Annotated in this window: 4 protein-coding genes; 3 read left to right on the forward strand and 1 reads right to left on the reverse strand. The window is 61.5% G+C overall.

Going from position 1 to position 14668, the window contains the following annotated elements:
- The first annotated feature begins 61 nt into the window (after positions 1-61).
- On the forward strand, positions 62-1468 hold the full coding sequence (locus AB4N44_RS07255; protein WP_460109519.1) for an OmpA family protein: 1407 nt from the start codon (positions 62-64) through the stop codon (positions 1466-1468).
- Positions 1469-1539: 71 nt separating this feature from the next.
- On the opposite strand, the gene AB4N44_RS07260 is transcribed toward AB4N44_RS07255, so the two are convergent.
- Positions 1540-12063 carry an autotransporter-associated beta strand repeat-containing protein gene (locus AB4N44_RS07260; RefSeq protein ID WP_460109516.1) on the reverse strand — a complete coding sequence of 3508 codons (10524 nt, stop codon included), beginning with the start codon at positions 12061-12063 and terminating at the stop codon, positions 1540-1542.
- Positions 12064-12577: 514 nt separating this feature from the next.
- On the opposite strand from AB4N44_RS07260, the gene AB4N44_RS07265 reads away from it, so the two are divergent.
- Together AB4N44_RS07265 and AB4N44_RS07270 are read left to right on the forward strand one after the other, a co-directional pair.
- Positions 12578-13537 (forward strand): nucleoside-specific channel-forming protein Tsx, encoded by a 960-nt coding sequence (locus AB4N44_RS07265; RefSeq protein ID WP_460158197.1) that lies wholly within the window; start codon positions 12578-12580, stop codon positions 13535-13537.
- Positions 13538-13552: 15 nt separating this feature from the next.
- Positions 13553-14575: a purine-nucleoside phosphorylase gene (locus AB4N44_RS07270; protein ID WP_460158198.1), complete on the forward strand. Its 1023-nt coding sequence runs from the start codon at positions 13553-13555 to the stop codon at positions 14573-14575.
- Positions 14576-14668: the final 93 nt, after the last annotated feature.

Here is a 14668-nt window from a genome sequence, read left to right on the forward strand (position 1 = left end):
CCATCCACCACAAGGTAGTTGTAACCATCCAACTACCTTATAAATACATCCAGGGATATACGTGTCCGAACTAATTGAGAATCTCGCAAAAGCCGGTTCGTTTTCAGTCAAGCTCATCATCGCACTTGGAATTTTCATTACATGGGGATATTGCGCTTTTCTTATCAACTTCTTCCCTACCGGACTTAATCTTGCCGACAGTCTTGTCTTTATCTTTATTGCTTTAGGATTTGGCTTCTTGTATTCCTACTGGCTAGGAGCAAGCTTTCTGGCTTTTAATTTTGCCTATTCAGCAATAAAAGAAAAAAACGGATTCGAAAAAATATTCGCTGCAATCTTCAGCTTCATATTTTTTGCCGCACTGGGACTCGTTGCCTATCTTCTCGCTGACTGGACGGCACTCGCAGCATCCGCTGCAAGCGGCTTTATGCTGCACATTTCTATCAATTTGTGGAAATCCGACTTACCAGGTGAAGACGCGGCTACCAAGCGAAAAAGAACATGGCAAAGAGTGCTTGTGTTTTTCCTGGCGTTCATCATACCTGCAGCATTGGTGCCTCCTCTTCTGGGAAAATTCATTGATGGCACTTTTGGCTTCATTGGTGTGCAGCAAAAAAATGTTTCCCTCGTGCTAAGTGAAGACAATCAGAAAATTGTAAGCGATGTAGCAAAAGAGCTTAATCTTTCAGTGTATGGCTGTACGAAAGACGGCAACCAAACCAACATTGTTCATCATTTCAATGTTCTTTGGCATGGATTGGGAGAACGCAGCTTGGTCCAGTTGCTTACCTACAATAAGGAAAGTCAAAAATGGGATAAAAAAGTTGCAAAAATCGAGCTTGATCGCAGCGGCGTGAAGGTATTGACGCAAGAAAACAAGAACGACAGTTTCAATACCTGCGTGACACTCAATACCGATACTCTTTTTGACATTTATGTAGACAAAATCAGCGACGATGGAAAAGCCCGGCTGGGTGAATTCGCTACGGATACAAGAAACAAGCTTGAAACCGATCATCTGAGAATACTGTCGGCCACCATTACTGGTCACACCGACAGGCTACCAGTGCTAAAGGAAAACGATTCCAATGTCGCTCTCTCCCTGCGTCGCGCTAACAGCGTGTATATGGAAATCAAAGATCTGTTTAACGCAGACAAAAATTTTCACGTGAAAATGTTGGGTCAAGGTTCTTTGCAACCCAAGTCAGAATGTCCGCGAAATATAAGTATTCCCGAACAGAAGGAATGTCTGGCAGTGGACCGTCGCGTTGAAATCGAACTGAAAGTGCAAATGAAAGAAAAAGATCCAGTGCCCGCCGAGAATGACGCATTGAGCAAGGCTAAGGCGGCTGACCACTCGGATACGAAGACGCAAGCGTGCACTGACGAAAAAATTTCTGCCGACGCGTCTCCTGCCGCTGCCAAGCAGAACCCCACGAACTGCGGACCGGCACCCGTCACGCCATAGCAAACCATGCGATGTTTTGAACCCCAAAAAAAACCGCCCTTACGGGCGGCTAAAAGTGCTTCGACCCTAAATCAGAAGCCAAGGCTGAAGCTGATGGTCATCGCATGGTCATTGCTGTCGTTCGACAGTTGTCCGGAATAGCCGACCCCGAGTTTGCCGGTCGGGCTGATCTGGAAGTCGACTCCCGCTTCAACGATGGCGCTGTCCTTGGCGATCGGCACACCTTGGGTGCTGAACGAGGCGCCGCCGTCGATGAAGGTCAGATCAGCATCAGGCTTGGTGTCGCCGAAGGCATGGCGCCAGCCGATGGCCGCGCGCGGGGTGAACTGCCCGCCGTTGGCCAGGGTGATGACTTTGCCGGCGCGCACACCGAGGGTCGAGAAGGTGATGTCTTGATCAGCATCGGCTTCCAGGCGCCCTGCTCCGCCTTTCTCCTTGGCCTTGTCGGTGTCGTAGTTGACGTAGGCGAGCCCTGCGAACGGCTCGAGGGCAATGCCGCCGGCTTCAATGGTGTAACCGACTTCACCGAACACCTGCGCGCTGCGTGCGTCGTAGTTGGCTTTCAAGCGATCGTTGTAGCTGCCGACGCTGACGTTGCGTTTGGTCTCGATGTCGTGCCAGCTGTAAGCCGCGCCGAGGCGCACCGCCAGGGCATCGAACTGCGAGTTGAGGTACGCCGCCAGGTGGTAGCTTTCGACGGTGGCATCCGAGCGACGGTCATGGGCATCGAGGTCGCTGCGGGTGTAACCGGCGGCCATGCCCACGCGCCACTGGTCATCGAGTTGCTTGTCGGTGCCGAGCATGAAGCCGCTGAGGTTGCGGTCGAGCTTCGCCGCGTTGCTGTCGCCATCCGACTCGCCCCATGCGCCGAGTGCCCGCGCCCAGCCGACCATCTCGCCGTGGCAACCGTTGCTGCTCAGTTGATTGCCACTTGGCGCCAGGGCGCGGCGTGGATCATCCGCCGCGCTGCATGACGGTTGACGCATGCGATCGTTGACCGCGTCACGCACATAGCGCGAATCCTCAAGGATGGCGCTGGCGGTGCTGGCGTGGATCTCACCGGACAGACTGTCGAAGGCGTTACGCGCACCGGCGACACTGAGGTTGACGATCTCGTTCTGCAACGTCGCGCCGGCCGGGCCGTTGTTCGACAGCGCGGTGGCGGTTCTGAACTGGTTGTCAGTGGCGGCGACATCGGCAAAGGAATTGCCGTTGCGGCTGACCACCAGGTTCACTGCGTTGGCGTCATACACCAGTGCGGTATTGAGGAACGCGTATTGCGGCAGATCCGCAGCGCTGAAGGTGCCATTCACGCCACCGCCCGCCGTGATCAGCGAGTACGTGGTGTTGCCGGTGAACGGTGCCAGCGAGTTCACTTGCAAGGCGCCGCCCAGATTTGCCGTGCCGCCGATTGCCAGTGGCGTCGCGGTTGGCGAACTGACCGTCAGCGCCAGCACACCGTCGCTAGCGTTGGTCAGGTTACCGGCCACGCTCAGGGTGCCCGCTTCGGAGCCCGAGGCGACAACGCCATGGTTGACCACCGAGCCGACACTGCCGTTGCCGCTCAGACCGGCGCCGTTGGCCACGGTGACTTGCCCACCCAACGAAGCGCGCGCCGCAAGGCTGCCGACTTGCAACACACCTTGATCGACCGCGACCGTGCCGCTGAACGGATTATCACCGGTCAACAGCAAGGTGCCGGTACCGCGTTTAAGCATCGCGCCAAGTCCGCGCAGCGATCCATTGAACTGACCATTGAAGTTCTGCAAGAAGAGCAGCGATGCGTTGTTGAGGATATTGCCCTGCAGGCTGGTGGTGTTACCGACCAGCGTACCGCCGCTGACCGTGGTGCCACCGCTGTAGGTATTGGCGCCACTGAGCACCAGCGTGCCGGAGTCGAGTTTCTCGATCCCGCCAGTGCCCACCAGCGGCGCGGAGATTTCCGCACTCGCGCCGGCGTTGACCCGCACCGGTGCTAGGCTGCCGTCCGTACCGTTGACCGGGGTCAGCGTACCGCCAGCCCCCGGGACCAGGCTGTAGCCGCCGGCGAGGAATTGCAGGCCGGTGAAGTTCTGATTGCCCTGCACGGTCACCGTACCTGCCTGACCGCCGAACACCGCGAACTGCCCATTTGAAGCCAGGGCCTGAGTACCGCTCGGATCGGTCCAGTTGGTGTCCGGTCCCCACACACCGCTGCCGCCACCGATGCTGCCGTCCGGATTGGTGGTGCCACCGTTCCAGAACTGCACCTCACCCGGGGTGCCTTGCACCAGCAGGTTGATCTGATTGGCAATCGCAGTTTGCAGGGTCAGATTGGCCGCCGACACCGGCAGGCTGCCATACACCAGACCGTTGTCGGTCAGACTGCCGCCGTAGCTGAACAGTTGATAAACCCCGGTGCCGAAGCCGCCGGCGTTGCTGATGTTCAGCGTACCGTCGAGGGTCAGATTGCCGGCGACATTGACCACGGTGGTCGAACTGGCCGCCGAGCCGAGGCTGAAGTCCAGATTGGTCCCTGAGGACAGTGCCAGCGAACCGACCGACAACGGCGTCGCGGTGCCGCCACCGGCCAGCGTCGCACCGTCAGCCAGTTGCACAGCGCCACCGAGCTGACCGCCACCGCCGATGCTCGCGCCGCTGGCGACACTGACGTTGGCGCTGTTGAGCACACCATTGACGATCAGATTGCCGGCCTGCACCGACGTGTTGCCGGTAAAGCTGTTGTTGCCAGTCAGCAGCAACTCACCGGTACCGGTTTTGTTCAGCGTGCCGGTACCGGTGAGGTTACCGGTGTAGCTGCCGTCGGCGTTTTGTTCGAAGGTCAGCGTTGCGTTGTTGACGATCGCACCTTGCAGGCTGCTGGTGTCACCGCGCGTAGTGCCGGCATTCAACGTGGTACCGCCGCTGTAGGTGTTGGCGCCGCTGAGCACGAGATCGCCGGCACCGTTTTTCGCCAGACTGCCGGTGCCGGTCAGAGCACCGATCAGCGTGGTGTTCTGATTGCCGGCCAGGGTCAGTTGCGCGCCAAGGTTGACGGCGTTGGCCAGTTGCAGCGCCGAGGTGCTGTCGAGCGTGCCGTCACCGGTCACGTTAAGCGCAGCGCTGCTGATCGCACTGTTGTTGCCAAGAACCAGCGTGCCGCCAGCGAGCTGAGTGCCGCCGCTGTAAGTGTTGCTGCCGTTGAGGGTCAGGCTCGATGCGCCGGCCTTGATCAGGCTGCCGCTGCCGCTGACCACGCCGTCGAGGGTCAAGGCATTGGAGCCGGCAACGGTCAGACCACCGTTGACGACCACGTCGTTGCTCAGACTGACGGCCGCGTTGCTGTCCAGCGCTGTGCCGTCGGCAGCAGTCAACACGCCAGTGCCGAGCGCCGCGTTGTTGCCGACCACAATCTTGCCGCCATTGAGCGCCGTGCCGCCGGTGTAGCCGTTGGCCGCGTTGAGCACCAGCGTACCGCTGTCGTATTTGCCCAGCGTGCCGCTGCCGTTGAGCGCAACACCGATGGTTGCCGTGGCGTTCGGGTCAACCCGCACCGTGGCATTGCCCAGCGAACCGTTGACCAGATTCAGCGAGCCCGCCGTGCCATTCACCAAGCTGTAGCCGTCAGTGACGAACTGCATGCCAGTGATGGTTTGTGCGCCGTTGACAGTGACCGTGCCGGCCGCGCCCTGGAACACCGCGAAGCTGTTGGTCCAGGCTTGGTTGGTGGTGCCGTTGACGTCGGTCCAGTTGGTGGTGCCGGTGCCCCAGGTGCCGCTGCCGCCCTCCACCGAACCATTGGCCACCAGTTGATTGCCGTCCCAGAACTGCACGGTGACGCCCGGTGCAGTCACCAGCAGGTTGATCTGATTGGCCAGTGCGGTTTGCAGTTGCAGATCGCCCGGGCTGACGCTGCCCGGCAGTGTGCCGAAGAGCATGCCGTTGTCGGTCAGGCCGCCGGTGTAGTCGATCAGGCGATAGACGCCGCTGCCAAAACCACCGATATCACTGACATTGAGGGTGCCGTCGAGGGTCAGGTTGCCGCCGACATTGACCAGCGCATTGCCGCCACCGGACACCGGTGTGCCGAGGCCGACGTCGAAGTTGGAATTGCCGTTGAACAGCAGCGAACTGACGCTCAGCGTACTGCCGGTGACGCCCGCCAGATGACCTCCATCGGCCACCGTCACGGCACCGGTCAACGTGCCGCTGCCACCGAGATTGCCGCCGCTGTTGACCAGCACGTTGCCACTGGCCAGTGAGCCGTTGACCTGCAAGGTGCCGGCGTTGACGTTGGTGTCACCGCTCAGGTCGCTGATGCCGCTGAGGGTCAGGGTGCCGCTGCCGAGTTTGCTCAGGCTGCCGTCGCCGCTGAGGATGCCGGCGAAGGTGCTGCTGACGTTGTTGCCGCCGAGGCTCAGCGTATTGCCCGTGCCGATCAGCGCCGTGCCGCTGCCAGTAAGGCTGGCGAGGCTGCCAGATACACCGAGATTCAACGCCGCGCCGCTCGCGAGATTGACCGTGGCGTTGTTGCCCAGCGCCGCGCCACTCAGTGTGGTCAGGCTGCCGGACGCCACATCGAAGGTGCCGCTGAAAGTGTTGCTGCCGCTCAACGTCACGTCGGACAGACCGTTCTTGGTCAACGTGCCGGCGCCGGCAATCACGCCACCGAGGGTCAGGTTGTTGTTACCGGCCAGGGCCAGATTGGCATTGACGTTGAGGTTGTTGGCCAGCACCAGTGGCGCGGAGTTGTCGAGGGTCGAAGCGCCGGCCACCGTCAGCGCGCCGCTGCCCAGAGCGCCGCCGGTGCCAAGGGTCAGCGTACCGGCATTCAGTGTGGTGCCGCCGGAGTAAGTATTGATGCCATTGAGGGTCAGGTTCGACGCGCCGTCCTTGATCAGCCCGCCCGCGCCGCTGACGACACCTGCGAGGGTCAGGTTGTTGCTGCCGGTGTTGCTCAGATTGGCGTTGAGCACAACGTTGTTGCCCAGGCTCAGCGCGCTGTTGCTGTCCAGCGCCGAGGCGCCCGCCACGGTCAGGTTGCCCAGGCCCAGCGCCGAGTTGCTGCCGGCGGTCAGGGTGCCGGCGTTGAGGGTGGTGCCGCCGAGGAAGTTGTTGTTGCCGCTGAGGGTCAGGTTGGCTGCGCCGTTTTTGCTCAGGCTGCCGGCGCCGTTGACCGTACCGGCCAGGGTCAGATCCGCCGTGCCGCCGATGCCGAGATTGCCGGCCAGGTTGACCGCGTTGTTTACCGAAACCGCAGTGCTCGCATCCAGCGTGGTGCCGCCCGCCGCGTTCAACGTGCCGGAGCCGAGTGCCGAGTTCGACGCCAGAATCAGTCCGCCGGCGTTCAAGGCTACCGGGCCAAGAAAGGCATTGTTACCGCCGAGGGTCAGGTTCGCCGTGCCGGTTTTGATCAGGCCACCGGTGCCGCCAATCACGCCGTTGAGGGTCAGCGCATTGCTGCCGACCACGGTGAGGTTACCGTTGAGCGTCGCGGCGTTGGCCAGTGTCACCGCTGCATTGCTGTCCAGTTGCGTGCCGGCATTCGCCGTCAACGTACCGGTGCCGAGCGCGGTGTTGCTGCCGACGATAATCTTGCCGCCGTCCAGTTGCGTGCCGCCGGTATAGGTGTTGGCACCGCCGAGCACCAAGGTGCCGGCGTCGAGTTTATTGAGGATGCCGCTGCCATCGATATTGGCATTGATGGTCGCCGTCACACCCGGATCGACGCGCAACGAAGTGGTGCCGCCAGTGCCGTTGACCGCTGTGAGTTGCCCCGCTGCACCGTTGACCAGGTTGTAACCGTCGGTGAGGAATTGCATGCCGGTGAACGCTTGCGTGCCGCTCACCGTTACCGTGCCGGCGGTGCCTTGGAACACCGCGAAATCACCGGCCCACGGCTGATTGACCAAACCATTGGCATCGGTCCAGTTGGTGCCGACCGCATTCCACGTGCCGCTACCGCCATCGACCACGCCGTTGGCGATGGTCTGGCTGCCGTCCCAGTAACGGATGTTGCTGTTCGGCGCGGAGACTTGAATGTTGATCTGATTGGCCACGCCGGTTTGCACCAGCAGATCGCCGAGACCATAACCGACCGGCACGCTGGCCACGTCCAGACCGAGGTTGGTCAGGGCGCCGGTGTAGTTGAACAGGCGATACACGCCGACGCCGAAACCGCCGGCATCGCTGACATTAAGATTGCCGTCGAGGGTGAGGTTGCCACCGACATTCATCAGCGACGCGGTCGACGGTGTGCCCAGTGCCACATCAACGTTGCTGCCGGCGCCAAGCGTCAGAGCACTCGCCGACAAGGTGTTGCCCGACGACAACGCCAGATGCCCACCGTTGTTGATGTTGACCGCGCCGAGCGCCGAGCCGGTACCGGTCAGCGTGCCACCGGTATTGACGTTGACTTGCGCACTGCCCAGCGAACCACTGAGGTTCACGATACCGCCATCGATCGCGGTGTTGCCGGTAATGCCGTTGATCCCGGTGAGGTTCAAGGTGCCGGTGCCGACTTTGACCAGGCCGCCGCTGCCGCTGAGATCGCCGTCAAAGGTGCTGGTGACGTTGCCGGCGCCGACGGTCAGGGTGTTACTGCCGGTCAGTTGCACACTGCCGCTGCCGGTCAGCGCGCCGAGGCTGGCGTCACTGCCCAGATTCAGACCGGCGCCGGCGCTGATGTTGACCCCGGAAGTGCTGCCCAGCGCATTGCTGTTGAGCGTGGTGACGCTACCGGACACGATATTCAGCGCCCCGGTAAAGGTGTTGCTGCTCGCGAGGGTCAGATCCGACAGACCGTTTTTGGTCAGGCTGCCAGCGCCGTCGATGATGCCGTTCAAACTCAAATCGTTGTTGCCGGCAACGGTCAGCCCGGCGTTGAGCGTGATCGCATTACCGATGCCGAACGAGGCGCTGTTATCCAGAGTCGCCGCACCGCCGACGATCAATGCGCCGCTGCCCAGACCGTTGGCATTGCCAAGGGTCAGCGTGCCGGCATTGAGCGTGGTGCCGCCGCTGAAGGTGTTGTTGCCGTTAAGCGTCAGGTTGGCTGCGCCGTCCTTGATCAACTGGCCGGTGCCACTGGTGACGCCGCCGAGGGTGAGATTCTGCGTGCCACCCACGGTCAGCGCCGCATTCAATGCGACCGCGTTGTTGAGGCTGACCAGCGGCGAGTTGCTGTCCAGCGTTGCGGCGCCAGCGACGGTCAATGCACCGGAACCCAGCGCCGAACTGTTGCCGACGGTCAGGGTGCCGGCGTTCAGCGTGGTGCCGCCAAGGTAATTGTTGGCCGCATTGAGAATCAGATTGGCCGCGCCGTCTTTCACCAGACTGCCGGCGCCGCTGACCAGACCGGTCAGGGTCATATTCGCCGTGCCGCCGATGTTCAAGGCACCGGCGAGTGCCACGGCATTGTTCAGGCTGACCGCCGTGTTGGCGTCCAGCATGGTGTTGGCCGCCGCGTTCAACGTACCGGAACCCAGCGCGGTGTTGCTGCCGACGGTCAGTTTGCCGGTGTTCAACGCGGTGTTGCCAAAATAAGTGTTGGCGCCATTGAGGGTCAGGTCGGCAGCGCCGTTCTTGGTCAGTCCACCGATACCGGCGACCACGCCGCCGAGGGTCAGCGCATTGGTCCCGCCCACAGTCAAGGTGCCGGCGAGGTTGACGTTGTTGGCCAGCGTCGCGGCGGCGCTGGCATCGAGGGAGGTGCCGTTCGAGGCGTTCAGTGTGCCGGTGCCGAGGGCGGTGCTGGAACCGACAATCAGTGAACCGGCATTCAGCGCCGTGGTGCCGGTGTAGGTGTTGTTGCCGTTGAGGGTCAGGCTCGATGCGCCGGTCTTGATCAAACCGTTGCCGCCACTGATCACTCCGCCGAGGGTCAGCGCATTGGCGCCGCCAGCGGTGAGGTTGGCGTTGAGAATCACGTTGTTGTTCAGGGTCACGGCCGAACTGCTGTTGAGCGTGCCCGCACCTTCCACCGACAAGGCGCCGGTGCCCAGTGCCGCGCCGTTGCCGACCGTCAGGCTGCCGGCATTCAGCGTGGTGCCGCCGCTATAGGTGTTGACGCCGCTGAGCGTGAGATTGGCCGCGCCGTTTTTGACCAATTGGCTGGCGCCGCTGATCACCCCGCCGAGGGTCAGCGCGTTGCTGCCGCCAATGCCCAGGCTGTTGTTGAGAATGACCGCGTTGTTCAGCGTCACCGCCGCATTGCTGTCGAGGCTGGCGACGCCGCCGACGGTGATGTTGCCGCTGCCGAGCGCCGCGTTGGCGCCCGCGGTGATCGTACCGGCGTTCAACGCGACGGCACCGAGGAAGGTGTTGGTGCCGTTGAGAATCAGGTTGGCCGCGCCGTTTTTGGTCAGCCCGCCGCTGCCGCTGACAATCCCGCCGAGGGTCAGGTTGGCGCTGCCACCGACGGTGAGGTTGCCGCCGAGCGAAACCGCGTTGGTCAGCGCCACCGCCGTGCTGGCATCCAGCGTAGTGCCTGCCGCCGTGGTCAAGGCGCCAGTGCCCAGCGCGGTGTTGGAGCCGACAATCAGCGTGCCGGCATTCAGCGCAGTACCGCCAGAGAAGCTGTTGTTGCCACTTAGGCTGAGGTTCGCGGTGCCGTTTTTGATCAGATTGCCGGCGCCGCTGACGACGCCACTCAGGCCCAATGCCTGCGTGCCGCCAAGGGTCAGATCGCCTGCCAGCGCGACGGCGTTGGCGAGGGTCACCGCCGTGGTCGCATCCAGTGTGGTGCCAGCCGCCGCATTCAGCGCGCCGGTCCCCAGCGCGGTGTTGCTGCCAACGAACAGGCTGCCGGCATTGAGCAGCGTGTTGCCGCTGTTGGTGTTGTTGCCGGTCAACGTCAGGCTGGCACTGCCGGATTTGGTAATCGCGCCGGTGCCGGACAACACGCCACCGAGGGTCAGGGCATTGCTGCCGAGCACGTTGAGCGCGCCGGTCATCGCGATGTTGTTGGCCAGAGTGACGTTGGCGGTGCTGTCGAGACTGGTGCCGGCGGCGGTGTTCAGTGCACCGCTGCCCAGCGAGTTGTTGTTGGTCACCAGCAGACTGCCGGCGCTGAGGGTGGTGGTGCCGGTGAAACCGCTGTTGGCGCCGCTGACGGTCAGGCTGCCAGTACCGGTTTTGGTCAGGCCGCTGCTGCCGCTGATCAAACCGCCGAGGGTCAGTGCGCCAGTGCCGCCAGCGGTCAAGCTGCCGCCGAGGCTGATGGCGTTGGCCAGGCTGATGGTGCCCGGTGCGCTCAGGGTCGTTGCGCCGGTGACGTTGAGGGTGCCAGTGCTGAACGCCTGATTGTTGCCCAACTGCACGGTGCCGCCATTGAGCGTGGTATTGCCCAGATAGGTGTTGGCGGCGCTGAGATTAAGCTGGCCGGTACCGGCCTTGGTGAAACCGCCGCTGCCGGAAATCACCCCACTCAGGGTGGTCGCGTTGCTGCCTTGCACGGTGACGCCGCCGGCGCCGAGGGAGATCAGATTGCTGATGTTCAACCCGGCATTGCTGGCCTGCAGAGTCCCGCCGTTGGAGGTGATTACGCCGCTGCCGAAGGTGGCGTTGTTGTTGAAATTCGCGATACCGCCGTTGAGCGTGGTCGCGCCGCTGACCAATGGCCCCTGCAAGGTCCAGGTGCCGCTGTTGAGGGTCAGGTTGTTGAAGTTGATGTAGGTGGCGCTCGATGCCGTGCCAGTCCCGGTGATACCGCCGCCGACGCCAGCCGGGTTTTGCAGGATCAGGCTGTTGGTGCCGCCCGCACCGCCATCGACCGTACCGGTCGGGGCGAAGGTCAGGTTGATGCCGATCAAACCGCCGAGGCCGACGCTGATCTGTACACCGTCACCGACGTTGACGCTGGAGCCGGTCACCGCAGTGAAGGTGTTGGTGCTCGCCGCGCCCATCGACACACCGCCGGTAATCGCACCGGCGTTGGTGAAGGTGTTGCCCGCCGCCGAGGTTTCGAACGCGATCCGGCCGTTGATCACACCGGTGCTGCTGTTGGTCATGTTGACCTGCGAGCCACCGTAAACGCCGATCACCGGGGTATCCGCCAACGTGATGCCGCCGATCGAGAGTCCGGTCGAGGTGATGGTGCCGTTGTTGGTGATGCTGGTGGTGCCGGTTGCCGCGTTGTTAACCGAAAGGGCCAAGCCGTCGATGCTGGTCAGGTTGAGCCCGAGCAGCATGCCCGTACCACGGATGATTCCGCTGGCGTTGTTGAGCACACTGACCGTGCTTGTTGCGCCAGTGCCGATGAATGCACCGCCACTCAATACCGAAACCAGACCCAGCAGCGCCGGGTCAATCGTCCCGGAGTTGTTCAGCGAGATATTCACCCCGGTCAGGTCCATCACGTGGCCGCCGAGGGTCGCGTTCATCTGCGCCCCGCTGTTGACGTTGACCGTCAGGCCACTGGTGGCACTGGAGAAGTTGTTGAGAAACAGCGGCAGACTCGGCACGCCGGTACAGGTCACCGTCGAACCCGCCGTGGAGCACGTGGCCAGCGCAGGTGCGCTGACCCCGCCGAACAGCAGCCCGGCGACGCTCAAGTGCACAGCAAGGGAAAGAGGGGAAAAGCGCGAAACGAGGGCGACACCAAACCTTGCTTCCACGGGCTACTCCTTGTCGTGGCCAATTTCTTCCTTGAGGGCGCGTAGAACCGTGCTTATTCCACACGCGAATCAAGACTGCGACGGTCATCACAAAACCGCGTTATTGGGGACAACGCTAGTAGACGCCCGGCAATGGGGCACGGATTAAATGGTGTTAATACTTTAATACTAGAGGGGTCTGGAATCGGTGTTTCAGCCAGCCAGCACTGGTCTTGAGGGCGATACAAAACCTGTGGGAGCGAGCCTGCTCGCGAAAGCGGTGGGTCAGCTGAGAGCTACTTTTCTGATATTCAGCCTTCGCGAGCAGGCTCGCTCCCACAGGGGGCTTGGGGTGCGCAAAACCGTACCTGACCGCCCCATCAGCAAATGCTGCGAAACCTTCGAAATTTCAGAGCATTGAGAAAACTGGTACGCCTTGTGCAAACGTTTGCGTAACGTCAATACCAACGTTTTCGTAACAAAACCGTACAAGCCCACGGAACACGGGCCTCGATCCGCAAAAAAAGGACTTTGAATGCCCATCGCATGCCCTTTTCGCGCACCGTTTGCGCGCACGCTCGCTGTTTCCCTGCTACTGACCGGCGTTACCGGAGTTCTCAGCCACAGCGTTCTGGCGCAACCGGTGCCAGCCGAAGAATCCGCCCAGGGCGAAGCCCTCAGCCCCGAAGCCAGTCCGCCGAAAAAAGGTGCCTATCTGTCGGACTGGTACAACCAGGACCTGATGTTGATTGGCAGCAAGGACATCAGCTTCGGCCCGCAACCGGCCGACGATATCTATCTGGAATACGAGTATTTCGGCCGCAAAGGTCCGTTCGAACTGTACGGCTATGTCGACATTCCGAAGATCTTCAACATCGGCAACAGCCACGACAAAGGTGTGTGGGATCACGGCTCACCAGTGTTCATGGAACACGAACCGCGTATCTCCATTGATTACCTCGCCGGCCGCAGCCTGGCCATCGGTCCGTTCAAGGAATGGTACGTCGCGTTCGACTGGATCTACGACCACGGCAGCCGCAAGGAGAACCGCGCCAACACCCTCTACAGCGGTTTCGGCACCGACATCGACACCCACTCGCGGGTCAATCTGTCGGCCAACCTTTACGGTCGCTATCAGTGGGAAAACTACGGCGCCAGCAACGAATATTCGTGGGACGGCTACCGCGCGCAGCTCAAGTACATCGTGCCGATCGACAAATTCAGCAACGGCGCTTCGCTGACCTACATCGGTTTCACCAACTTCGATTTCGGCTCGGACATCCATAAAGACAACCCGGCACGCACGGCCAATGCGACGGTGGCGACCAACGTCCTGCTCTACTCGTTCACCCACTTGCGCTTCACCCTGGTTGGCCGTTATTTCCACAACGGCGGCAACTGGGAGGACGGCAGCGAGCTGAATTTTGGCGATGGCAATTTCCGTGCGCGTTCAAACGGCTGGGGTTACTACGCCGGCGTCGGTTATCAATTCTGAATCAAGGAGTTTTTCATGCAAGCAATGATGCGTTTGACCTTGGCCGGCGCGGCCCTGCTCTCTTCCACCGCATGGGCGGCCGAGGCCCCGATTCAACCGAAAGTCGTGCTGATCACCATGTTCGCCCCCGAGGCACAAAACTGGATTGATCGCCTGGAGTTGAAGCAGGAAATCCGCGTGCCGGGCCTGTCCGCCGAGTACCCGAGCATCCGCTGCAACACGCAGCAGGTGTGCCTGCTGACCACCGGTATGGGCCAGACCAACGCGGCCGCCTCGACATTAGCGTTGGCCTTGTCGCCGAAATTCGACCTGCGCAAAAGCTACTTCCTGATCGCTGGCATTGCCGGGATCAGCCCGAAACACGGGACCATCGGCACCGCTGCATGGGCGCACTATCTGGTGGAATTCGGCACGCAATGGGAGATCGATTCGCGCGATGCGCCATCGAGCTGGCCGACCGGGTATCTGGGCATCAACACCAAAGGCCCGAACGAAAAACCGCCGCTGGATTACAAGACTGAGGTCTTCGAGCTCAACCCGAAGCTGCAGGACAAGGCGTTCGCCCTGAGCCATAAAGTCGAACTGAGCGAAAGCAAGGAGTCCGCCGCGTGGCGCCTGAAATACCCGTCGGCCCCGGCCAACCAGCCACCGGTTGTCACCCGCTGCGACACGCTGGCCGGCAACACCTGGTTTTCCGGCACGCGCCTGAGCGAACGGGCCGAGGTCTGGACCAAACTGCTGACCGACAACAAGGGCGAATACTGTACGACGCAGCAGGAAGACAACTCGACCTATGAGGCGTTGCTGCGTGCCAGTCGTGAAGGTCTGGTCGATGTGCAACGCCTCGCCGTGGTGCGTGCCGGCTCCGACTTTGACCGCCCGGAGCCGGGTGGCAGTGAAGTGGACAACCTGCTCAAGTACGCCGATCAGGGCGGTTTTGTGCCGGCGCTGGAGAACCTCTATCGCGCGGGTAATCCGCTGGTGCAGGACATCCTGAAAAACTGGTCGGCGTGGGAAAACGGCGTACCGCAATCCTGAGCTACACACAGTAAAAATGTGGGAGCGAGCCTGCTCGCGAAGAGGTTGTGTCAGTCGATCAAGATGTTGGCTGACAGACCGCTTTCGCGAGCA

The sequence above is a fragment of the Pseudomonas sp. S3_C06 genome (assembly GCF_054667675.1).

Bases quoted from the DNA above. Each gene is read 5' to 3' on its own strand.
- AB4N44_RS07265 (WP_460158197.1), top strand. From the start codon at position 12,578: ATGCCCATCGCATGCCCTTTTCGCGCACCGTTTGCGCGCACGCTCGCT.
- AB4N44_RS07270 (WP_460158198.1), top strand. From the start codon at position 13,553: ATGCAAGCAATGATGCGTTTGACCTTGGCCGGCGCGGCCCTGCTCTCT.